The organism is Winogradskyella wichelsiae, assembly GCF_013403925.1.
GTDB lineage: Bacteria > Bacteroidota > Bacteroidia > Flavobacteriales > Flavobacteriaceae > Winogradskyella > Winogradskyella wichelsiae.
Map to the genome: position 1 here is coordinate 86,587 of NZ_JABFDJ010000007.1, position 23,465 is coordinate 110,051.

Genomic DNA, 23,465 nt, shown 5'->3' on the forward strand with positions numbered 1-23,465 from the left:
CTATTCTTTATTTGTATAACTTTTTGGCCAGTTTCCTTTAGTGAATACTTCATCCATAGAACCAACTGTTAAAGCAGGTCCGTTAACACCATCTACTGACATTACTTGCTTTTCTTTTTCAATTAAGTAAGGCTCTTGTCCATCTAAAATAACTGACTTGTCTATACTTGCTTCAAAAACAGGGAATTCATCAATTTTACCTGCTTTTAATGTAAATTTAGCACCTTCTTTTCCAATTCCAACATTCATCATTTTTTTATAACGGTCACTTCCATTAAATAAAGAATCTTTAACCGAATAATAGCTTAAAGTATCAATAAGTGTCAATGTCTTCATTGTTTCTACACCTCCAAAAGCCTTAGTTCTTTCTTCATCTAAAACTAAAGTATCACGTCTTTGTGTGATTGGAACTTTACCAGTTTCAACAAAATTAATTAATTTATCAAAGCTATCGGTATAAGATCCATTAACATCTTTATAAGCTAATTGAGAATCTCTAATATCAATTAGACGATCAATAACAACAGCAAAACGTTTCTGCTTCAGTTCATTAAATTCAATCTCTCTGTAAACAGACATGTAAGTAGTATAGCCTAAGAAAATAATTAAGACCCAAAGTAAGATGTTTAATACAGGTTTTATTTTTTTCGGTACAAATTTATCAATTAACCATACTATTCCGATGGTTAATATTATAATAACTACAATTGCAATAATTACGTTCATATTAGTTTTTATTTATTAGGTCTTACGCAAATCTACAATTTTTTTTTGTTGCTAAAAACTATCTAAAATAAAAAACATAAAAAATAACGAACTTAATGAAATATGGGCGCTAAAAATAGAGAATAATGCTATCTTGCTCTATATTTATATTCCCATATGATTTCTAATGCATCCGCATTTTACTCGCTTCTAAAATCTAAATTCCCTTTTGCACCAACGTCTAAGCAAGATATGGTATTGATGCAATTGTCTCAATTTATATTTGATTCTAATAAAAATTCAATCTATCTACTTAAAGGTTACGCAGGTACAGGTAAAACAAGTATTATTGGTACGGTTGTTTCTAATTTATGGCAGGTCAAAAAAAGTGCAGTATTATTAGCTCCCACAGGAAGAGCTGCTAAGGTTATTTCAAATTATTCGAAAAAAGAAGCCTTTACAATTCATAAAAAAATATATTTTCCTAAAAAGGATAAAGGAGGTGGTGTTAATTTTGTAATACAACCTAATAAGCACCGAAATACAATATTTATTGTAGATGAAGCTTCAATGATTCCTGATACACCTTCAGATTCACAATCTTTTGAAAGTAGTTCTTTACTAGATGATCTAATGTCTTACGTGTATTCAGGACAAGATTGTAAACTATTATTAATAGGTGATAAGGCGCAATTGCCACCTGTAAAATCAGATTTAAGTCCAGCATTAGATGAAAATAGACTTAGCCTAAACTATAATAAAGATGTTATTGGTTTAGAATTGGATGAAGTTGTAAGGCAAGAACAAGATTCTGGTATTTTAAGTAATGCAACAGAATTGAGAGCTGTTTTAGATTCTAATTTCTATGAGAGTTTTAAGTTTGATTTAAATGGTTTTACAGATAGTGTGCGTTTAATTGATGGTTACGAAATAATGGACGCCATTAATGATGCATATAGTGAAGATGGTTACGAAGAGACAGCTATAATTGTACGGAGTAACAAACGAGCTAATATGTACAACCAACAAATACGTCAACGTATTCTATTTAATGAAACCGAATTGTCATCGGGTGATTATTTAATGGTGGTTAAAAATAATTATTTCTGGATTAAACCAAATACTGAAGCCGGGTTTATTGCTAATGGTGATATTATTGAAATTCTTGAAATATTTAGTATTAAAGAATTGTATGGTTTTCGGTTTGCAGAAGTGAAAATTAGAATGGTAGATTATCCTAATATGGAACCATTTGAAACCGTATTAATCTTAGATACTATTGATGTAGAAAGTGCATCATTGAGTTACGAAGAATCAAACAGATTATACCAAGAAGTTTCTAAGGATTATGAAGATGAAACAAAGTACAAACGTTTTTTAGGAGTAAAGAATAATAAGTTTTTTAATGCCTTGCAGGTCAAATTTTCTTACGCTATTACATGTCATAAATCACAAGGTGGACAATGGAATACTATTTTTGTAGAGCAACCTTATTTACCAAATGGTATGGATAGAGATTACATTCGTTGGTTATACACAGCAATCACTAGAGCAAAGGGAAAACTTTACTTAATAGGTTTTAAAGATGAAATGTTTGTTGAGAAAAACGACTATTAAAAGTATATCTTTCTTGCACTGTTAATTGACTGTTGTAAGTCTTATTTTTCGTTAAACGCTATAAAAGTTAAGACGAAATTGAATAGAATTAGCTTTAAAATCTTACTTTTGAACTTGAATACTTTCATGACACAAATTACATAGATGAAAATTATATCCATGATTCCTGCACGTTATAGTGCGTCGCGTTTTCCCGGTAAACTAATGCAGAATTTAGCCGGAAAATCCGTCATTCTTAGAACTTATGAAGCTACAGTGGCTACTAAATTATTTAGTGAAGTCTATGTGGTTACGGATAGTGATATTATTTATGATGAGATTGTCAATAATGGAGGTAAAGCCATTATGAGCTTAAAAGAGCATGAATCTGGTAGTGATAGAATAGCAGAGGCTGTTGCTAACATTGATTGCGATATTGTTGTTAATGTACAAGGAGACGAGCCGTTTACAGAAGGAGAAAGCTTGGCTAAAGTTCTAAATGTTTTTAGAAACGATGAAAAGAAAGAAATTGACTTAGCTTCACTAATGGTGGAAATTAAAGATTGGGATGAAATAAATAATCCTAACTCTGTAAAAGTCATTGTAGATCAAGAGAATTTTGCACTGTATTTTTCACGAAGTCCAATTCCATATCCTAGAGATAAAGAAGTAAACGCTAGATACTTTAAACATAAAGGAATTTATGCTTTTAGAAAAGAAGCATTATTAGAATTCACAGTTTTGCCAATGAAATTCTTAGAAGCTTCAGAAAAAATTGAATGCATCAGATATTTAGAATACGGTAAGCGTATTAAAATGGTAGAAACTGAAATTGAAGGTGTGGAGATTGATACGCCAGAAGATTTAGAAAAAGCAAAGCTTCTATGGAAGTAGATTACAAAAACATAAAAGTTATAGGCTTCGATGCAGATGATACACTTTGGGTAAATGAAACTTACTTTAGAGATGCTGAAGAAGAAGTAGGTCTATTACTATCGCATTTTGAAACACCTAATAAAATAGATCAAGAACTTTTTAAAATTGAAATAAAAAACCTACCAACTTACGGTTACGGTGTAAAAGGTTTTATTCTTTCAATGATAGAATTAGCCCTAGAATTATCTAATAATACGGTTTCGAATGATGTAATTGGAAAGATTTTAGAGATAGGTAAAGAGATGATTAATAAACCTATTGAGTTGTTAGAAGGAGTAGAAGATGTACTTAAGGAACTTTCTAAAGATTATAAATTAATTGTTGCAACCAAAGGTGATTTATTAGATCAAGAACGAAAATTAGAAAAATCGGGACTGTTAAAGTATTTTCATCATATCGAAGTATTAAGTGAAAAGCACGATAATAATTACAGGCAATTACTAAAACGATTAGATATTGACCCAGAGTCATTTTTAATGATTGGTAATTCTTTAAAATCAGATATTTTACCCTTAGTAAAGATTGGTTCTCAGGCTATACATGTCCCTTTTCATACAACTTGGCAACATGAGCAAGTAACTAAAAAAGAAGCGAATGATTCTGATTATAAAACAGTAAAAAACCTAACGGGTGTGTTAAGTTGTTTTAATACACTCAATTAAATATGATGAAGCTTAATAAATGCTTGTTTATCAAATAATTATTTTTTTAAATGATAAATTCAAGTAGGAATTAACTTCAAAATAAATATTAAATTATAAAAATTTAAGAGAGTTCAATACTAATAATTAAGCAAAGTTCTTATTTTTGTTAAAGATAAAAAGTAAATGAAATTCAAAAATTATCCAATGGTGTCCAGAGTTGTTTTTGGACGAGGAAGCTTCAATCAACTCGAGGAAATTCTAGCGACAAAGCGCAACGGAATCAATGCACCATTTATATATTACGTCGATGATGTTTTTAAAGGCAATCATTGGTTAACCTCTAGAATAAAACTGTCCTATAAGGATAAAATTATCTATGTTCCAACATCAAAGGAACCCTCAACGGATCAAATTGATAAGTTGGTAGAAGATCTTATTTTAGAGTATAGTGAATTACCATCTGGAATAATTGGAATCGGTGGAGGTATTGTTTTAGATATTTCTAAAGCGGTATCTTTAATGCTTACCAATAAAGGTGAGTCTAAAGATTACCAAGGATGGGATTTAATTAAACAACCGTCATTGTATCATGTTGGTATTCCTACGCTTTCAGGAACTGGTGCTGAAGTTTCTAGAACGACAATTTTAACAGGTCCTGTAAGAAAATTAGGGATAAATAGTGATTATACACCTTTTGATCAGGTTATTTTAGACCCCGAATTGACTAAAGATGTGCCAAAAGATCAATGGTTTTTTACAGGGATGGACTGTTATATACATTGTATAGAGTCTTTAACCGGTACTTACTTAAATGCATTTAGTCAAAGTTATGGTGAAAAAGCATTAGAATTATGTAAAGAGATCTTTTTAGAAGATACACTTAGTAGAGAAGAGTCTCAAGATAAACTAATGATGGCATCTTGGCATGGAGGTATGAGTATTGCTTATTCTCAGGTAGGTGTTGCACACGCCATGAGTTATGGTTTAGGCTATTTATTAGGCATAAAGCATGGAGTAGGTAATTGTATTGTTTTTGATCATTTAGAAGAATATTATCCAGAAGGTGTCGCTATTTTTAAACAGATGAAAGCGAAGCACAATATTCAAATACCTCAAGGTATCTGTACAAATTTAGATGAAGATCAATTTGATAAAATGATTGATGTTGCACTTAGTTTAGAACCACTTTGGGAAAATGCTATAGGTAAAAACTGGAAAACTATAATTACAAGGCAAAAGCTATTAGATCTTTATAAAAAGATGTAATCCAAATAAGTGTTTAGATAATTTTATTTTTTAAAGAAGATTTAAATACAAAACGATAAGTTCTTTTATTTCTAAATTTAAACAATTAACTTAACACATAGCTCTAAATGCGCTGGTTAGCAAAATTTATATATTTTAAATTATTGGGCTGGAAAGTTGTTGGTAATACCAACTTCTCTAAGGACACTGTTAAAAAATCAATTATAATAGCTGTGCCGCATACCAGTTGGCACGATTTTTATATTGGTGTTTTACTTAGAAAAATAGCAGATGTTAAAACTAATTTTGTTGGAAAAAAAGAATTATTTATTTGGCCATTAGGTTATTATTTTAGAGCTGTTGGTGGCCGTTCTTTAGATAGAACATCAGGGCAAAATAAAGTAGAAGCTATCGCTAAACTCTTTGAATCAACTGATGAGTTTAGACTTACTTTAGCACCTGAAGGCACTAGAAAAAAAGTAAAAGATTGGAAAACAGGGTTTTATTATATTGCTAAAAAAGCTAATGTTCCTATTATAATGTTTACAATGGATTTCAAAAATAAACAGAATAAAATATCAGAACCTTTTTATCCAACGGACGACATGGAAGCTGATTTTGTAGCAATGAAATTATTTTTTAAAGGAGTAGAAGGTAAGGTAAAAGAATATAGTTACGATTAATTAAAATCTTTTGACAAAACACATATTATAAAAAGCTATCTATTAAGGTAGCTTTTTCTTCTCAATATATTTATCTAAAAGCGAATTGGTTTGAGCTTGAAGTTTATTTTTAAAGAACTGCATACCACCAAAAAAGATTCCTTTAATTCCCATGGCTTGTTTTGCCCATTTATGAAGATTAAATGTATCTGTGTGTTTAATAATTAAGCCATTTTTGAATTCAAATGACGCATCAATCTTATTGTGAACCTTTCGACCTGTTTGACTAAAAAGATATTTTGCTTCCCAATGTGCAGAACCTATATTTTCTGTAGTTTCTATTTCTGAAAACGATACATTAAAGTTGTCTCCACTTTGAGATTCACACAACATCAGCCACATTGCTTTGGCGCGTTCTCCTTTTAGAATACCAAAAGCGGGATCTTCAAAAATAACATCATCATGATAGCAAGAAGCCATAGTTTGCCCATCGCAATCGCTTAATGCGGTGTAAAATGTTTCTAAGATATTCTTCATGAGATAATTAATTTATAAAACCGATTGTTGTAAAAATACGTAAGTATGGTGTTGTTAATTCTAATTCTTGTATCGAATGGGATTTAATTGCTATGAAAAAGAAAAGGTCGTCTCATATTGAGGCGACTTTTTTTATTCAATAGTAATTTTATTTCTAAAACCTATATCTGTACGCTCGTCAAATAGAAAATCAAAATAACTAGCACTGCCTTTTGCTCCAATGATACCTGTAGTAGCTCTACCAATTTCTAATCCAGATGTATTATATACTTTAGCAGTTACATTGTCTTTAAAATTTTCTTCAAAAATAAAGTATAAAGTAAGTTTGTTTTTCTTATCATTAGATTGGCTATTAATGTCGTAAGCTCCAGTTTTTAAACCTTTTATTTTTAGCGTTTTAGAGAGTTCTACTTTACAATCTAAAGTCTTATCTACACCTTCAGAAACACCATCAAAAAATTCTGTAGCCGTTTCTCCAACAACTTCTCCTCCTTTGTTAATACCTTCTTTGGTTTTATTAGCAAGGCGGTTGCAAGAGAAAAAGCAAAATATTAAAATCAAAGTAATTGTTTGGTATGTTTTCAAAATCGTGATTTTTTATGAAACTAAAATAATGAATTTTATCGGACTAGTTTTTTATCCTATCCATTAGTTTTTGAATCTTAGAATACACAAAGCCATTAGTTTTTCCGTAATAAAAAGAAATAATACAAACAACAGTAAGAAAAATTATAGCACCAATAATGGCTTGCCATGGTTCTAATGTGCGCCCAATAAGTTGATTTAAACCTAGCCCTGTAAAACTACCATATATAATTATAAAGTGAATAACGTAAATAGATAATGTCTTTTGTCCTATTTTTAGAATAAGAGGTTGCTTAACATAGTTTTCAGCCAAATAGAATATAGAAAAAATAACTAGAACATTTCCTAATCTAATAAATAGATAGTTATAAAGGGCAATATCTTTAAATATTGATATTTCAAAAATGTCATAAATCAACATAAATAAAATCGATGAGAAATGAATAAGCAATATTCCTACTATAAAAAAGCTAGATACGATAGCTAATTTAAATTTTGGTCGCTCTACGTAGCGGTAAAATAAAGTTGAAATGAAAGCACCAAAGGCTACATAACCAAACCAAGGAATAATGTTAAAGATTGAACCGTTGGCTTTACTTAAATAATTTGAAATGACTAAAGGTATTTGTGGTAGCTCTAAATGTCTATATAGTGGTTCTAAAATGAATATAACTAATCCCAAAATTAGCATCATTATAGAAAATAATAATGTTTTTTTTAAAACAAGTCTGTAAATAATTACAATTAATATAAGCGATAATCCTATGCATTGCAATACATCTACAACTAAAAAGTAATTGTTAAATTTTCCTATTAACCATTCAAAAACAGGTGCACGAAGCAAATAACCAATTCCAATTAACATTAGTCCTCTGCTCAGACCTTTGTGAATACGTTGTTTAATGTCACCTTTTTGCTTAGCTCTTATTAATAAATAAGAGAATATCAATCCCGAAATTGTAAAAAATGTAGGCGCTGTAATACCTCTAAAGTATTCCCATACTCTATAAGCAGTATAACTATGATCTCTATAAGAAACTTCTAAAAGTGTATCAATAAAATGACCTTGAAGCATCATTAAGATGGCAAATGCTCTTACAGCATCAATAAAATATAGACGATTGGTACTCAAATTAAGGTTGATTGGTGGGCAAATGTACTATTTTACAATTGGAATAAAATATTATTGAGCATATTTGGTTGATCAACTATAAATTTAAAATTTTTTAATTTAAGATTTATTAGAATTAGGTTTAGAGTCTTCTATATAAACTCTGGTTCTAGGCAAACTTTCCGGATAATTTTTTTGAATAAACACTATCATTTTTTCACGTACATGAACTCTTAAATCCCAAGCTGTTGGTGAGTTTTTTGCACTAACTAAAATTCTAATTTCAACAGAGGTTTCTTTAGAATCAGTGACTTGCAAAACATTAACTTGGTTATCCCATAAAGGTGTATTTTCTAAAATATGAGTTAATTCGGTACGTAGCTCATCAAATGAAACGCGGTAATCAGTATGTATAAAAACAGAGCCAATGATATCAGCAGAGTTTCTGGTCCAATTTTGAAAAGGATTTTCTAAAAAATAGGTAGAAGGTAGCACAAGTCGTCTTTTATCCCACAATCGAATTACAACATAGGTTAAATTAATTTCTTCAATCCATCCCCATTCATTTTCTACAACTACGGCGTCGTCTATTCTAAAAGGTTGTGTAAATGCAATTTGAATACCTGCTAACAAAGCACCAACGACTTTCTGAGCAGATAACCCAATAATTATTCCTGCTAAACCAGCTGAAGCAAAAATTCCATATCCAATTTTTTTAATGCTATCAAAAGAGAGTAAAATAAACCCTATAGCTAATAGCCCAATAATAAATATGATGATTTTTTCGAGCAGATTTATTTGCGTATACATCTTTCTGGCTTTAAGATTGTCTTCAGCAGAAATATCATAACGTTTAAGGAAGAGTGCTTTACCTTTTTTTAGGAAAATTATTAATAACCAAGCGAAGCATATAATTAAGAGATTATGTTTTTGTGGAACTAACAATGAGCTTTCATAATTTTTAAAATTTGAAAGTGAATTGATATAGTTGATAATACCTTCAATATTAAAAAATATTAGAATTAATAAGAGGCAAATAGTCAATTGAATGGATCTTTTCATAGTGTAAAAGGGACTTAAGTGTCTCGTTTAATATATTCGGTTTATAATGGAAATGCAAGTAAAACCGCTACAAATCTGTATATCTATATCTTTTTTGTGTTTTTTGAAAATAAAAAAACTTATAATTGAATATATTACAATCTAGAGGATTGTTTACTAATGAAAATTTAATTTCATCTAAATATGCTTTTCATTTTAAAAAAGTTTGCCCTAATTATTAAAGTCGGTGCTTTTTTTACAAATATTAGCAACTGAAGACTCATAAAATTAAAACCGTTTACTACATTTATCATCTATGAAATTTTTAAACGAACTACTCAGTGACTTTTCATCATTAGCTTGGGGTTTGCCCTTGCTAATTTTATTAATTGGTGGAGGCTTATATTTACTTATTCGGTCGCATTTTGCACCATTTCGGTATTTAGGTCACGCATTAAATATTCTTCGCGGAAAATATGACGACCCAAATGATCCTGGAGAAATATCCCATTTTCAAGCTTTAAGTACGGCATTGTCTGCAACCGTTGGTATGGGTAATATTGCTGGTGTGGCAGTAGCTATTTCTGTAGGCGGTCCAGGGGCTGTTTTTTGGATGTGGATTAGCGCTGTGGTAGGTATGTCTACAAAGTTTTTTACATCAACTTTAGCTATTATGTTTCGCGGTAAAGATAGCGCTGGCGAAATTCAAGGAGGGCCAATGTATTTTATTACAGAAGGTTTAGGTAAATCTTGGAAACCTTTAGCTGTGTTTTTTAGTCTCTGTGGTCTTATTGGTGCTCTGCCTGTTTTTAATGTCAACCAATTAACACAAGCATTAAATGATATTTTGTTAATTCCTAATGGAGTAGAGGTTGGTTTAAAATCTAATCTAATTATTGGTGTCTTATTAATTAGTATTACGTCTTTAGTAATTCTCGGTGGTATAAAACGTATTGGTACCGTGGCTTCTCGTTTAGTTCCTAGTATGGTGACTTTATATTTTGTGTTGGTTATTATAATTCTTGTGGCTCATAGTGACGTCTTGTTATACTATTTAAAACTCATATTTACAGATGCCTTTGCTGCTAATTATTATCCAAAAGGTGATACTTTTTTAGGAGGTGTTTTAGGTGCTTTAATTCTTCATGGAATAAAACGTGGAGCGTTTTCTAATGAAGCCGGAATTGGTACAGCACCAATGGCACATGGTGCAGCCAAAACAGATGAGCCTATTCGTGAAGGTTTAGTGGCAATGCTTGGGCCTGCGATTGATACTTTAATTGTTTGTACACTTACAGCTTTAGCTATTTTAGTAACTGGTGTTTGGGAAACCACTTCCGATAATGGAGTGAGTCTCACAGCCTCGGCCTTTGCAGATGTTATGCCAAACTATGGTAAATATCTACTATTACTATGTATAGCCGTTTTTAGTATGAGCTCATTATTTTCATATTCTTATTATGGTACAAAATGTATGTCCTTTCTTTTTGGTGCAGATAAAAAACACTATTATAACTATTTCTATATTTTAAGTATTCTGATTGGGGCAACCACTAGTTTAAGCATGATGATTAATCTTATAGACGGAGTCTTCGCTTTAATGGCTATACCAACAATGTTAGCAACATTAATTTTAGCGCCGAAAGTAACAAAAGAGCTAAAAAGTTATATTAAACGAATGAAGGAAGAATAATTAAAATTATTTATTAATCGAAGCTTTAAATTGCTGAGGAGTCATCATTTCCATTTTTTTGAATTGTCTGTTGAAGTAACTTGTATTATTAAAGCCAGATTGAAAAGCTATTTCTGACATTCTTAAATTTTGAGATGATTTAATAAGTTTCTTAGAAAATTTAATTTTTTCTGAATTAATATAGTCAATAGGTGAAATGCCTAAAGTATTTTTAAACTGCTTATGAAAATGAGAAGCACTCATGTGAGCCTTGTTGGCCAATTGATCTACTGAGATATCTTTATTGGTTAAATTATCTTTAATAAACTTAATAACAGTTCCTATTCTTGTGTCATTAAAAATATGAGTGTCATTAGTAATAAGAGATTTGGCTTTGGTTTGAAGTAATCTTACAATTAACTCTTGAATCATTAAATCTAATAACACATCTTTAGATTTATTACTATTAGTAAAGGTGTAGGTTAAACGCTCTAATAAGTGATTGACATCTATATTATTGATAAGGTGCGATGTTGTTTTGTCTAAATCCCATGTGTTATTTTCATTTTCTATAGCTACATTATGGTTGAATTTTTCTACAACCTCTAAAATTTTAAAAGCATCAATTCCTAAAGCCAAACATTGCGTAGGCTTATTTTTTGTGGCGATGGGGAAATCAATAATCATTTCTTTATTAGTTGGCATTACAACAGATTCTCCAGGGAAAAAATCAAAAGAATCAAAACCATCCAAGTGCATTACTTTTTTTCCAGTGAGCATACTCGCAATAATAGGAAAGTCGAAAGTTAAAGACACTTTCTCAGCCATAGCATGTGTTTCATAAATATTAAGCTCGGCATATTCGGCATTATAGGTCGTTCTATTTTCTACTAAAGTAGTTAGTTTCCTATGGCTTTTATGTCGCGCTAATAAGTTGCTCATTATCAATATTACAAAAAAAAAGTCTTAAAAATTGTTAATAAGAGATATGTTCAAAATTATAACGGATATGTTCAAGATATTTAAGATATGATAAAATAACTTATCAAAAATAAAGTATAGATAATTTTTATACTAAATAAATATATAATTAACAACAAAACGTATTAAGGTATGAGCTATTCTAAACCAAAATTTAAAGAGAAGTATTCCAATTTTATAAATGGAAAATTTGTGCCACCTGTAGGTGGAGATTACTTTGAAAACACATCTCCTATAGATGGAAGTATAATCGCAAAATATCCAAGGTCACAAAAAGAAGATGTAGAAAATGCGGTTGATGCAGCAAATGCAGCTAAAGAAGCCTGGGGAAATACATCAGCAACAGAACGTGCTACACTTTTAAATAAAGTAGCCGATATTATAGAAGCAAATTTAGAAGAGTTTGCCATTGTAGAAACTTGTGATAATGGAAAACCAATCCGCGAAACGCTGAATGCAGATATTCCACTGGCAGTAGATCATTGGCGTTATTTTGCAGCATGCATTAGAGCAGAAGAAGGAAGCGCAACAGAATTAGATCAGAATACCTTATCCATGAATATTAAGGAGCCATTAGGTGTAATTGGTCAGATTATTCCATGGAACTTTCCGTTATTAATGTTGTCATGGAAATTACCTCCAGCATTAGCAACAGGAAACTGTGTGGTGTTAAAACCAGCAGAACAAACTCCATCGTCTGCAACCTTATTAATGGAGAAAATTGCAGAGGTTTTTCCTCCAGGTGTACTTAATGTGGTTCATGGTTTTGGTCCGGAAGCAGGAAAACCATTAGCATCAAGTTCTAAAATAGATAAAGTAGCCTTTACAGGTGAAACTACTACAGGACAATTAATTATGCAGTATGCGTCAAAAAATCTAAACCCAGTGACAATGGAATTAGGTGGGAAGTCTCCAAACATATTCTTTAATAGCGTAATGGATGAAGATGATGCGTTTTTAGACAAAGCAATTGAAGGTGCTGTTTTATTTGCCTTTAATAAAGGTGAGGTTTGTACCTGTCCTTCAAGAATTTTAGTGCAAGAAGATATTTATGATGCTTTTATGGAGCGTGTAGTGGCAAGAACAAATGCAATTATTCAGGATAATCCTTATGATGCAAACACGCAGGTTGGTGCGCAAGCGTCTAACGATCAGTATGAAAAAATACAATCGTATTTTAAAATTGGAAAAGATGAAGGAGCAAAAGTATTAACAGGTGGTGAGGCTAATAAATTAGAGGGAGATTTAGCAAATGGATTCTACATTAAGCCAACCATATTAGAAGGTCATAACAAAATGCGTGTTTTTCAAGAAGAAATTTTTGGACCAGTCGTTTGTGTGACTAAATTTAAAGATGAAGCTGAAGCTTTAGAAATTGCTAATGATACCATGTATGGACTTGGAGCAGGCGTATGGACGAGAGATGCACACCAGTTATATCAAATACCAAGAGCTATAAAAGCAGGTCGTGTTTGGGTAAATTGCTACCATGCTTATCCAGCACATGCACCATTTGGTGGTTATAAAAAATCTGGATTTGGTAGAGAAAATCACCTTATGATGATGAGTCATTACAGACAAACTAAAAACATGTTAATCTCTTATGATAAGAATAAATTAGGGTTCTTTTAGAATTGTATTAATAGCAAATTAAGGCTGAATTAGACCATTTAATTCAGCCTTTTTTAATATCATAATTATATGAAACGAGTAGAAATAACAGATAAAGCAGTAAAGATTATTAAGCAATTAAAAGCGAAGCATGGTGAATTAATTTTTCATCAGAGTGGAGGTTGTTGTGATGGTTCTGCACCTATGATTTTTGAAAAAGGAGATATGTATCTCGATGAAAGTGATGTGCTTTTAGGTGAGGTAGAAGGTGTAAACTTCTACATGAACCAAGATCAGTTTGAATATTGGAAGCACACACACCTTACTGTAGATGTTACAGAAGGACGCGGATCTAGTTTTTCATTAGAAATCCCATTAGGACTTCGGTTCTTAATTCATTCTCGATTATTAACGGAAGAAGAGGAGAATCATTTTAATTCTACAGTTTAATAATCTAAAGAGTTTACGATTAAGAAAGCCTATATATTCAGTATATAGGCTTTTTTGTGTTTTCGTAATTTAACTTAAAATTATCATGAATATGATATGTTTTTTCTTTTTAAATTATCAAAAATAAAATATTTTAACTATTCATTATTGTATATGTTGCTAATTTGATATATTTATGCTAAATAACTATATATGACAATAGGTTTGTGTCCAAATTGCAGTAGTGATCAGTATGTTAAGAGCGGAATAGTGAATAAAAGACAGCGTTACAAGTGTAAAAAATGTAATTATTATTTCACAGTTAATAAGATAGGAAAGAAGATAGATGACTACTATGTTAATAAATCACTGCAACTTTATTTAGAAGGGCTCACTTATCGAGAAATTGAGCGCATTCTTGGTATTTCTCACGTAAGTGTAATGAATTGGGTTAAAAAGTATAACATAAAACGTCCTTATAACTCTAATTATCACCCAACTTACAAAATATTAAACGCTAATGAACTTAGTCGGTATTTTTCTGAAACAGAAAATATAAAAGGTGCAGGTGTTATTGTTACTGAGTTAGGTGACAAATTCATGTTGATTAAATGGGAGCGTTTTAAAGATTAGTATATCAATTTAACAAATTAGTATATAAAATATGAATTAAAGAGATGTTTTTAAGAGCTTAGTGGTGCACACAAAACTAATTTTAAGTACTAACTAATCTTTTTAAACAATGAAGAATCAAACTTTTGTATTGATAGGACTGTTTATCATGTTCTTTCAATTTATGATTGCTCAAGGCTCGCCAGATTATTCTGGTGGACTTAAATTCAAATTCAACGAAGATGGCTCTAAATATCTTCGTCTCATTTCTTGGGCACAAGTCCAAGCCAATTACAATACAGATGAAACCTTTGATGGTAACGGAAACGAAAACAGTAAATTAAACTTTAATTTACGCCGTGCTAGAGTTTTAATGTTCGCTCAAATTAACAAGGACTTTTTAATTTTAACTCATTTTGGATTAAATAGTTTAACAAGTTCTACGTTAAGTCCAACCGGAAAAGGAGATGGTTCTCAACTGTTCTTTCACGATGTTTGGGCGCAATATAATGTAGGCGAAAATCATACTGTTGGTGGAGGATTACATTATTTCAATGGTATTTCTAGATTAAACAATCAAAGTACACTTAATATCATGACGCTAGATAACAACCGTCAGTCATGGGCAACTATTGGTTTATCAGATCAATTTGCAAGACATTTAGGTGTGTTTATGAAAGGGAAATTCAATAAATTACAATATCGCGTTGCAGTTAATGATGCATCTGTATTTTCTTTAGATAGTCGTACAGCTGTTGCAGGTGGTGATGCCGTTTATAATGGTCGCTCTAATTTAGGTTCTAAAGCCGCAGGAAAAACCTATGCTGGTTATTTCGATTATCATTTTTTAGATCAAGAGTCAAACTTTTTGCCTTATAAAGTTGGAACATACTTAGGTGAGAAAAAAGTATTCAATATTGGTGCAGGTTTCTTTTTACATCCTGAAGGTTCTGTAATTGATACAGGCACTGCTTTATCTCCAAATCTTGAAGGTGAAGATGTATCCATCTTTGCAGTCGATGCTTTTTATGATACACCAATTGGTGAAAATGGAAGTGCAATTACAGCGTATGCCGTGTATCAAAATAGTGACTATGGAAAAAACTATCTCTACAGTGCTTATGGAACAGGAAGTATGCTTTATGGTCATGTAGGTTATGTTCTCAATGGTGATAAATTAAAAACAAGATTTCAACCTTATTTAAGTTACGGAACACATAGTTATGATGCTGTTGATGATAACAGATCAACATTAGGTGTTGGTATCAATGCTTATATGAGTGGGCATAATTCAAAATTAACTTTAGAATACATGAATCAAAGCTTTGGATCGGTAGACACTAGTACTATTTCGCTTCAAGCTATGATTTACCTATAAAAACTAAGAAACTATGAGTAATAAACAGGATCACGCTACAGCGTACTGGAAAGAAAATGTGAAGTATTTAGCCATACTTCTAACAATATGGTTTGTAGTATCCTTTGGGTGTGGCATTCTATTCAGAGAAGAATTAAACCAATTTAAGCTAGGTGGTTTTAAACTAGGATTTTGGTTTGCGCAACAAGGGTCTATATATGTATTCGTGGTATTAATATTCGTTTATGTAAGATTAATGAACAAACTAGATAAAAAATACGGTTACGACGAGTAAGCCTTAACTAACAACATTAAATAAAAATATTATGAGTGTACAAACATGGACTTGGTTATTAGTCGGCATTACTTTTGCGCTGTATTTCGGAATCGCAATTTGGGCTAGAGCTGGCTCAACTAAAGAATTTTATGTTGCCGGTGGAGGTGTTTCGCCATTAGCAAATGGTATGGCAACGGCTGCCGATTGGATGAGTGCCGCCTCCTTTATAAGTATGGCAGGTATTATTTCCTTCGCAGGTTACGATGGCTCTGTTTATCTTATGGGATGGACCGGAGGTTACGTGCTTTTAGCATTGCTTTTAGCGCCTTATTTACGAAAGTTTGGGAAGTTTACGGTTCCCGATTTTATTGGAGATCGCTACTATTCAAACACCGCAAGAACGGTGGCTGTAATTTGTGCGTTAATCGTTTCATTTACTTACGTTGCAGGCCAAATGCGTGGTGTTGGAATTGTGTTTTCTCAATTTTTACAGGTAGATATTACTGTTGGTGTGATTATAGGAATGACAGTGGTACTAGCTTTCGCCTTATTGGGTGGTATGAAAGGAATCACATACACGCAAGTGGCACAATATTGTGTTTTGATTTTTGCCTTTATGGTGCCAGCATTCTTTATTTCATTACAAATGACAGGAAACATTATTCCTCAAATAGGAATGGGTGGTAAAGTTGAAGGCGGAGCATTTCTTCTCGATAAATTAGATTCTTTACATACAGAATTAGGGTTTCATGAATATACAAGCGGAACCAAAAGTACTTGGGATGTATTTGCAATTACTTTAGCTTTAATGGCTGGTACTGCTGGTTTACCTCACGTTATTGTTCGCTTTTTTACAGTGCCTAAAGTGAAAGATGCACGTAAATCTGCAGGATATGCATTATTCTTAATTGCTATTTTGTATACAACAGCGCCTGCTGTAGCCGTTTTTTCTAGAACTAATTTAATTGAAACGGTAAGTAACCAACGTTATGATGAAATTCCGGTTTGGTTTAAAAACTGGGAGAATACAGGCTTAATTGCTTGGTCAGATAAAAATGGAGATGGTAAAATTCAATATGTTGCCGGAAACGCATTGTCTAGTAGTAAGCCAGAATTTACAGATGCTAGGGGAGAACATGGTGAGCGTATTGTTGCTAACAGTAGCGGTGAAGTCAATGAATTATATGTGGATAGAGATATCATGGTATTAGCAAATCCTGAAATAGCTAACTTACCAAATTGGGTCATTGGATTGGTAGCAGCCGGTGGACTTGCAGCAGCTTTATCTACAGCAGCAGGGTTGCTTTTAGTAATTTCTACATCCGTTTCTCACGATTTAATTAAGAAACAATTGAAACCAGATATTTCTGATAAAAATGAATTAACAGCAGCAAGAATTTCAATTTTTGTAGCGATTTTAATTGCAGGTTACTTTGGGATTAATCCACCAGGATTTGTCGCCGCCGTCGTCGCGCTCGCCTTTGGTCTTGCCGCCGCATCTTTTTTTCCTGCCATTATTTTAGGGATTTTTGATAAACGAATGAATAAAGAAGGTGCTATTGCAGGTATGATTGTTGGTATTACATTAATGATGTATTACATGATGCGCTTTAAACTCGATATGTTTGGAGGCGGAACCAGTGAAGATTGGTGGTTTGGAACATCACCTGAAGGTTTTGGAACTATTGCCATGTGCGTCAATTTTGTAGTTTCTGTAGTTATTTCAAGATTATCAGTTGCACCACCTCAAGAGGTTCAAGATATGGTTGAAAGTATCAGAATACCTTCAGGAGCAGGAGAAGCACAAGACCATTAAAAAGTTAATGTTTATATAGTTTTATATATCATTATTTTAATTTTACTTAGTTAGAGAATCAGTATTGCAATTTTTGTAATACTGATTTCTTATATTAGTAGATATTTAGTTGTTTCTATTAATAATTACGAATTCATGAAAAAACGTCACGAGCAAAAGCTAGTTGTGTTATCAATAGCTTTGTTTTTTGTATTTAATATTCCCTTTGTCCTCATTTTTAATTTTGAAGGCGCCATTTTCGGGATTCCAACACTATACTTCTCGTTATTTACGTTTTGGATGATTTCGATTGTGATTTCATATATCGTTTTAAAACGCCATTATGAATAGTTACGCCGTAATCATTATCATTATTATCTATTTAGCAATGTTGTTTTACATTGCTTTTCTTGCTGAAAAGAAACGACAAAGTAAATGGGTAAATAATCCATACGTCTACACCTTGTCTTTAGCGGTTTATTGTTCAGCATGGACGTATTATGGAAGCTTAGGTATTGCCGCTAATTCCGGAATCCATTTTTTACCAATCTATTTAGGGCCTGTTATTGCTGCACCTCTATGGATTGTTGTGCTTCGGAAAATTATAAGAATTTCTAAGCAACATAAAATTTCATCTATTGCAGATTTTATTTCTTTACGTTACGGAAATAATAGGTTTTTAGGTGCATTAGTTACTGTGATTTGTCTTTTTGGTACCTTGCCTTATATTTCTTTACAGTTGAAGGCCGTCTCAGAAACCTTCGAAATTATATCTGGAGATAATAGTTATGTTTCTACCACCGTAATTGACGATTCTACATTTTACATCGCTTTATTATTAGCCATATTCGCTGCTTTTTTTGGAACTCAAAATACAGATGCATCAGAAAAACATAAAGGTATTGTTGCTACAGTGGCATTAGAGTCGATGTTGAAGTTGTTGTTTTTTCTGGCTATAGGAACGTATATTACATTCTACTTGTTTGATGGGACTTCGGATATTTATGAGAAAATTTCTGTAACAGATAACTTTAAAGAATTAACTACACTTGGTAAAGTAGAGGATGGTTTTAATTGGTTCTTCATGATCGCTTTATCATTTATGGTCGTGTTTTTATTACCAAGACAGTTTCAAGTTGCCGTTTTAGAGAATAACAGAGAAAAACATCTTAAGAAGGCTATTTGGTTATTTCCATTGTATTTATTGTTGTTTAATATCTTTGTCATCTTTATTGCTTGGGCAGGGAAACTCACTTTTGGGTCCACAGAAAATGCAGAATACTATACGCTATTATTGCCCTTAGAACATGGCAATACCTTTTTAGCAACGCTAGTTTTTTTAGGTGGTTTTTCAGCGGTGATTTCTATGGTTGTAGTGTCTACTTTGGCGTTGTCTACTATGGTGAGTAACAACTTGGTGATTCCGTATGGGTTCTTAGATAAATTCATAAAAAATCAACCGGAACGCAATTCAAAATACATCAAGACTATCCGTCGTGTTTCTATTTTTACCATCATTATCGCAGCATATTTCTTTTATGTAATATTTTCAAAAGCACTATCGCTGTATTCCATAGGTTTAATATCGTTTGTGATTATATCTCAGTTAGCACCATCTTTTTTTATAGGTTTATATTGGAATCGTGGCTCTTCAAAAGGCGCCATTATTGGAATGATAGTCGGTTTTTGTGTTGCTATATACACCTTGGTTTTGCCGTTTACATTGGAAGCTTATACAGGTACAGACGATTTTCGTCAATATGGCTTATTGGGTATTGAAGCCTTAAAACCCTATGCCTTATTTGGAATTGATTTTCTAAGTCCACCAGCTCACGCTTTTTTCTGGAGTATAACCTTTAATTTGTTTAGCTATTTAATGTTTTCATTAATGTCTAAAGGAAATTATAGAGAACGTAATTATGCTGAAATGTTTGTAGATAGTAAAAACTTTACAAATCTTCAGGATAATGCCTTGGTTTGGAAAGGTGAAGCTTATGTGGCAGATATTAAAAATGTTTTAGCACGATTTTTAGGTGAAAAAAGAGCGACTCGTGCTTTAAAAATATTTTTCACAAAGTATAAATTATCTCAAGATACACAGTTGGCAGATGCACGTTTAATTAATTTTTCAGAAAAACTCTTAACAGGAAGTATTGGTTCTGCATCAGCAAAAATATTAATTGCAAGTGTGGTTAAGGAAGAGCAGATTAGTTTGGTTGAGGTTTTAAAGATTTTAGAGGAATCTAAAGAGAACATAGTTAGCAATAAAGTACTTCTAGAAAAGTCGAATGAGTTATCTCAATTAACATCTCAATTGAAAGAAGCTAATGAAGAGTTGATAGATAAAGACAAGCAAAAAGATGAATTTTTAGATACTGTCGCCCATGAGTTAAAAACGCCAATAACAGGAATTCGTGCAGCAGCCGAAGTCATTCTAGATGATGAGGAAATGCCTAAAGAAATTAAAGCCCAATTTTTAAAGAATATTTTACAAGATTCGGATCGTTTAGGGCGCTTAATCAATAATATTCTAGATTTTGAAAAATTAGAAACAGGTGGTTTGCATTTAGACTTACAACCACAAGATATTCAAAAAACAATTGGTAAAGCTATTGCTAGTGTTTCTCAAATTGCAGCAAAAAAAGAAGTTTTAATTGTAAATAACAATATGCATCCTTTTGTAATTAACTATGATGAAGACCGTATTCTTCAAGTGTTGACCAATTTATTATCTAATGCTATTAAATTTTGCGAAACAAAAACAGGAAAAATTATAGTCGATTATAAGATCGGTAACCAAGTCGTTGAAATCTCAGTAGCAGATAATGGAAAAGGAATTCCGGAAGAAGATTTTATTTATATTTTCGATAAATTTTACCAATCTAAAAATCAAAATACAAGAAAACCAGAAGGTAGTGGGTTAGGTTTAGCGATTACAAAACAAATAGTAGAAAAGCATAAAGGGAAAATTTGGGCCAAAAAAGACATAAAAAATGGTGCAACGCTTGTTTTTACAATACCTTTTGAGTAAATTGATACCCTAAAGTATGAAGAAGAAGATTTTAATTGTTGACGATGAACCAAATATTGTGATGTCGTTAGAGTACACCTTCAAAAAACAAGGTTTTGAAGTGTTTATTGCAAGAGATGGAAGTGAGGCTTTAGAAATATTAAAACATCATACGCCTAACGTTGTTTTGTTAGATATTATGATGCCAAATGTAGATGGGTATCAAACCTTAACATTTATAAAAGAAACAGAGAGTTTAAAACACATTAAAGTCGTGTTTTTAACCGCAAAGAATAAAGCTTCAGACGTTGAAAAGGGACTAAGTCTCGGAGCCGATAAATATTTAACTAAACCCTTTTCAGTAAAAAAAATAGTTTCTGAAATTCAGGAACTTGTGACTTAGAAACAGTCTGTTAAATCTTATTTGAAATTGGTTTTGTGTGCAAACAAACTAAGTTTAATTAAAATTTAAAGACATGAAGTTTCACATTAACCCATTAGCGTCAGATATAATTATAAGTATCTATGCAATTGCAACGCTTTTTATAAGGTTTAAATACGAAAACATTGCCAATGTAACACCTATGCTTTCTATAGTTATGGGGATTTGTTTCTTGGTGATTATTTGGGTACTTATAAAACTCAAAATACTCAATCCTAATTGGTTTGGCTTGCTTAACTCTAAAAAAGCAAAGTCATGAAATACCAAGAATTTTATAACGAAAGTATACAGAACCCAGAGCAATTTTGGAAAAATCAAGCGAGCAATATAGATTGGTTTAAATCACCTAAAACTATTTTGTCTAAAGATCAATATGATTATAATCAATGGTTTGAAGATGGAGCGTTGAATCTCAGTTATTTGTGTATAGATAAGCATGTTAAGGATGGTTATGGAGCGCAAAAAGCCTTAATCTATGATTCACCTGTTACTAATACAAAGCAGCAAATTACATTTAATGAGTTACATCACGAAGTTTCAAAATTAGCCGGTGGTTTACAAAACTTAGGACTTACAAAGGGAGATACTTGTATTATTTATATGCCTATGATTCCTCAAGCTATTTATGCAATGTTAGCTTGTGCAAGACTTGGAGTTATTCATTCTGTTGTTTTTGGTGGATTTGCACCTCATGAGTTGGCCATTCGTATTGACGATTGTAAACCCAAAGCTATTATTACAGCATCTAATGGTGTAGAAATCGAAAAGATTATTCCTTATAAGCCTTTTGTAGATGAAGCCATTGTAAAGGCCGTAAATAAACCTAAACATGTTATTGTTTTTGATCGGGAACTCGGGGTTGAAATCCCAGAGAAAGATTATGATATAGATTATACAACTTTAGTTGAAAAATCACCATCTATAGAAGCAGTAGCGGTAGCATCAACACATCCTTCTTATGTATTGTATACATCAGGAACAACGGGAACACCTAAAGGAATTATTAGAGATACAGGCGGATATGCAACCGCGCTTAAGTTCTCTATGAAATATATTTATGGTGTAGATGAAGGTGAAACCTTTTGGGCAGCAAGTGATGTTGGTTGGGTTGTGGGGCATAGTTTTATTGCTTACGGACCATTATTAAATAGAAATACAACTATTGTTTTTGAAGGTAAACCGATTAGAACACCAGATGCTTCTACTTTTTGGCGTGTAATAGATGAAAATAAAGTGAAAGCGATGTTTACGGCACCAACAGCCATAAGAGCAATTAAAAAAGAAGATCCAACAGGTCGTTTATTAAAACCATACGATTTATCTAGCTTAAAATATTTATTTCTAGCAGGTGAACGTTGTGATGTGGCTACTTTAAATTGGGCAGAAGAAAAATTAAATATTCCTGTTATTGACCATTGGTGGCAAACCGAAAGTGGGTGGCCTATGCTAGCTAATATGGTAGGTGTAGCTATTCAACCTATAAAAGAAGGATCAGCAGGTTTATCGGTATGTGGTTATGATATTCAAATATTAAATGAAGAAGGTGAAGAAGTCCAATCTAGTGTAGAAGGTTATGTGGCATTAAAACTACCATTGCCACCAGGAACGCTAAGCAATCTTTGGGGGAACCCTGATCGTTTTAAGTTTGGGTATTTAAATCGTTTTCCTGGGTATTATTTTTCTGGAGATGGCGGTTATAAAGATGAAGATGGTTACGTATTTATAACGGGGCGTGTAGATGATATTATAAATGTTGCCGGACATCGTTTATCTACTGCAGAAATGGAAGAGATTGTATTTTCACATAAAGCGGTTGCAGAATGCGCTGTATTTGGTGTGCATTGTGAATTAAAGGGACAAAAGCCTTTAGGTTTAGTGGTTTTAAAAACAGATAAAGTTTATGAAGCAGAACAAACACAAAAGGAAATAATAAAAGACGTTAGACGAGAAATAGGAGCAGTGGCATCTTTTAGACAAGTACTTGTTGTACAGCGTTTACCAAAAACAAGAAGCGGTAAAACATTACGTAAATTATTGCGGAATATCGCTGATGACCTAGAATTTAATATACCATCAACCATTGATGATGTTGCTATTGTAGATGAAATAAAAGCAGTATATCAAATACATAAAATAGGGATTCATAGTTAGGATTTAAATTTAATATCTTTAAAAATAGAAATCACCAATAAACTCGTTTCCTCTCGTGTTTAATAA

General features: G+C 32.1%; 23 protein-coding genes. 17 read left to right on the forward strand and 6 right to left on the reverse strand.

The features are described from left to right. On the reverse strand, positions 1–726 hold the full coding sequence (locus HM985_RS14225; RefSeq protein ID WP_179376894.1) for a hypothetical protein: 726 nt from the start codon (positions 724–726) through the stop codon (positions 1–3). A 156-nt stretch (positions 727–882) separates the two neighbouring features. Here HM985_RS14225 and HM985_RS14230 point away from each other — a divergent pair, with 156 nt between their 5' ends. The 5 genes from HM985_RS14230 (at position 883) to HM985_RS14250 (ending at position 5,809) form a co-directional block, all read left to right on the forward strand. After that, complete coding sequence (locus tag HM985_RS14230) at positions 883–2,322, forward strand: ATP-dependent DNA helicase (protein ID WP_179376895.1); 1,440 nt, start codon at positions 883–885, stop codon at positions 2,320–2,322. A gap of 144 nt (positions 2,323–2,466) precedes the next feature. Next, positions 2,467–3,195: a 3-deoxy-manno-octulosonate cytidylyltransferase gene (gene kdsB / locus HM985_RS14235; protein WP_246285024.1), complete on the forward strand. Its 729-nt coding sequence runs from the start codon at positions 2,467–2,469 to the stop codon at positions 3,193–3,195. Beyond that, the gene (locus tag HM985_RS14240; protein WP_179376896.1) at positions 3,186–3,899 is read left to right on the forward strand and encodes an HAD family hydrolase; all 714 of its coding nucleotides are present in this window, start codon (positions 3,186–3,188) and stop codon (positions 3,897–3,899) included. The genes kdsB and HM985_RS14240 overlap by 10 nt, the downstream gene beginning before the upstream one ends. A gap of 165 nt (positions 3,900–4,064) precedes the next feature. Next, the gene (locus HM985_RS14245; protein ID WP_179376897.1) at positions 4,065–5,147 is read left to right on the forward strand and encodes an iron-containing alcohol dehydrogenase family protein; all 1,083 of its coding nucleotides are present in this window, start codon (positions 4,065–4,067) and stop codon (positions 5,145–5,147) included. Between the two features lie 107 nt (positions 5,148–5,254). Beyond that, positions 5,255–5,809: a 1-acyl-sn-glycerol-3-phosphate acyltransferase gene (locus HM985_RS14250; RefSeq protein WP_179376898.1), complete on the forward strand. Its 555-nt coding sequence runs from the start codon at positions 5,255–5,257 to the stop codon at positions 5,807–5,809. 42 nt (positions 5,810–5,851) lie between these two features. On the opposite strand, the gene HM985_RS14255 is transcribed toward HM985_RS14250, so the two are convergent. The 4 genes from HM985_RS14255 to HM985_RS14270 all read right to left on the reverse strand — a co-directional run bounded on the left by HM985_RS14255 (position 5,852) and on the right by HM985_RS14270 (position 9,083). Continuing rightward, positions 5,852–6,325: a nuclear transport factor 2 family protein gene (locus HM985_RS14255; RefSeq protein WP_179376899.1), complete on the reverse strand. Its 474-nt coding sequence runs from the start codon at positions 6,323–6,325 to the stop codon at positions 5,852–5,854. 132 nt (positions 6,326–6,457) lie between these two features. Further along, the gene (locus tag HM985_RS14260; RefSeq protein ID WP_179376900.1) at positions 6,458–6,910 is read right to left on the reverse strand and encodes a hypothetical protein; all 453 of its coding nucleotides are present in this window, start codon (positions 6,908–6,910) and stop codon (positions 6,458–6,460) included. A gap of 43 nt (positions 6,911–6,953) precedes the next feature. Beyond that, entirely contained in the window at positions 6,954–8,042 is a 1,089-nt protein-coding gene (locus HM985_RS14265) for a heparan-alpha-glucosaminide N-acetyltransferase domain-containing protein (RefSeq protein WP_179376901.1), read from the reverse strand. Between the two features lie 99 nt (positions 8,043–8,141). After that, positions 8,142–9,083 (reverse strand): mechanosensitive ion channel family protein, encoded by a 942-nt coding sequence (locus HM985_RS14270; protein WP_179376902.1) that lies wholly within the window; start codon positions 9,081–9,083, stop codon positions 8,142–8,144. 295 nt (positions 9,084–9,378) lie between these two features. Between HM985_RS14270 and HM985_RS14275 the strand changes: the two genes are divergently transcribed. Next, positions 9,379–10,755, forward strand: coding sequence for an alanine/glycine:cation symporter family protein (locus HM985_RS14275; protein ID WP_179376903.1), 1,377 nt, complete (start codon positions 9,379–9,381; stop codon positions 10,753–10,755). A 6-nt stretch (positions 10,756–10,761) separates the two neighbouring features. Here the strand turns inward: HM985_RS14275 and HM985_RS14280 are convergent, their stop codons facing one another. Beyond that, positions 10,762–11,676, reverse strand: a complete 915-nt coding sequence (locus HM985_RS14280) for an AraC family transcriptional regulator (RefSeq protein ID WP_179376904.1) — start codon at positions 11,674–11,676, stop codon at positions 10,762–10,764. A gap of 171 nt (positions 11,677–11,847) precedes the next feature. Here HM985_RS14280 and HM985_RS14285 point away from each other — a divergent pair, with 171 nt between their 5' ends. The 11 genes from HM985_RS14285 (at position 11,848) to HM985_RS14335 (ending at position 23,399) form a co-directional block, all read left to right on the forward strand. Then, complete coding sequence (locus HM985_RS14285) at positions 11,848–13,347, forward strand: aldehyde dehydrogenase family protein (protein ID WP_179376905.1); 1,500 nt, start codon at positions 11,848–11,850, stop codon at positions 13,345–13,347. A gap of 69 nt (positions 13,348–13,416) precedes the next feature. Beyond that, entirely contained in the window at positions 13,417–13,776 is a 360-nt protein-coding gene (locus HM985_RS14290) for a DUF779 domain-containing protein (RefSeq protein WP_179335107.1), read from the forward strand. A 192-nt stretch (positions 13,777–13,968) separates the two neighbouring features. Next, positions 13,969–14,388 (forward strand): IS1/IS1595 family N-terminal zinc-binding domain-containing protein, encoded by a 420-nt coding sequence (locus tag HM985_RS14295; protein WP_179376906.1) that lies wholly within the window; start codon positions 13,969–13,971, stop codon positions 14,386–14,388. A 109-nt stretch (positions 14,389–14,497) separates the two neighbouring features. Next, positions 14,498–15,745, forward strand: coding sequence for a hypothetical protein (locus HM985_RS14300; RefSeq protein WP_179376907.1), 1,248 nt, complete (start codon positions 14,498–14,500; stop codon positions 15,743–15,745). 13 nt (positions 15,746–15,758) lie between these two features. Then, entirely contained in the window at positions 15,759–16,019 is a 261-nt protein-coding gene (locus tag HM985_RS14305) for a DUF4212 domain-containing protein (RefSeq protein ID WP_173589254.1), read from the forward strand. Positions 16,020–16,050: 31 nt separating this feature from the next. After that, entirely contained in the window at positions 16,051–17,817 is a 1,767-nt protein-coding gene (locus HM985_RS14310; protein WP_179376908.1) for a sodium:solute symporter family protein, read from the forward strand. A 135-nt stretch (positions 17,818–17,952) separates the two neighbouring features. Next, positions 17,953–18,147 (forward strand): hypothetical protein, encoded by a 195-nt coding sequence (locus HM985_RS14315; protein WP_173589256.1) that lies wholly within the window; start codon positions 17,953–17,955, stop codon positions 18,145–18,147. After that, on the forward strand, positions 18,140–20,827 hold the full coding sequence (locus tag HM985_RS14320; RefSeq protein WP_179376909.1) for a sensor histidine kinase: 2,688 nt from the start codon (positions 18,140–18,142) through the stop codon (positions 20,825–20,827). The genes HM985_RS14315 and HM985_RS14320 overlap by 8 nt, the downstream gene beginning before the upstream one ends. A 16-nt stretch (positions 20,828–20,843) precedes the next feature. Continuing rightward, positions 20,844–21,209 carry a response regulator gene (locus HM985_RS14325; RefSeq protein ID WP_173589258.1) on the forward strand — a complete coding sequence of 122 codons (366 nt, stop codon included), beginning with the start codon at positions 20,844–20,846 and terminating at the stop codon, positions 21,207–21,209. A gap of 73 nt (positions 21,210–21,282) precedes the next feature. Then, positions 21,283–21,507 (forward strand): hypothetical protein, encoded by a 225-nt coding sequence (locus HM985_RS14330; RefSeq protein WP_173589259.1) that lies wholly within the window; start codon positions 21,283–21,285, stop codon positions 21,505–21,507. Then, entirely contained in the window at positions 21,504–23,399 is a 1,896-nt protein-coding gene (locus HM985_RS14335; RefSeq protein ID WP_173589260.1) for an AMP-binding protein, read from the forward strand. The genes HM985_RS14330 and HM985_RS14335 overlap by 4 nt, the downstream gene beginning before the upstream one ends. The last annotated feature ends 66 nt before the right edge of the window (positions 23,400–23,465 follow it).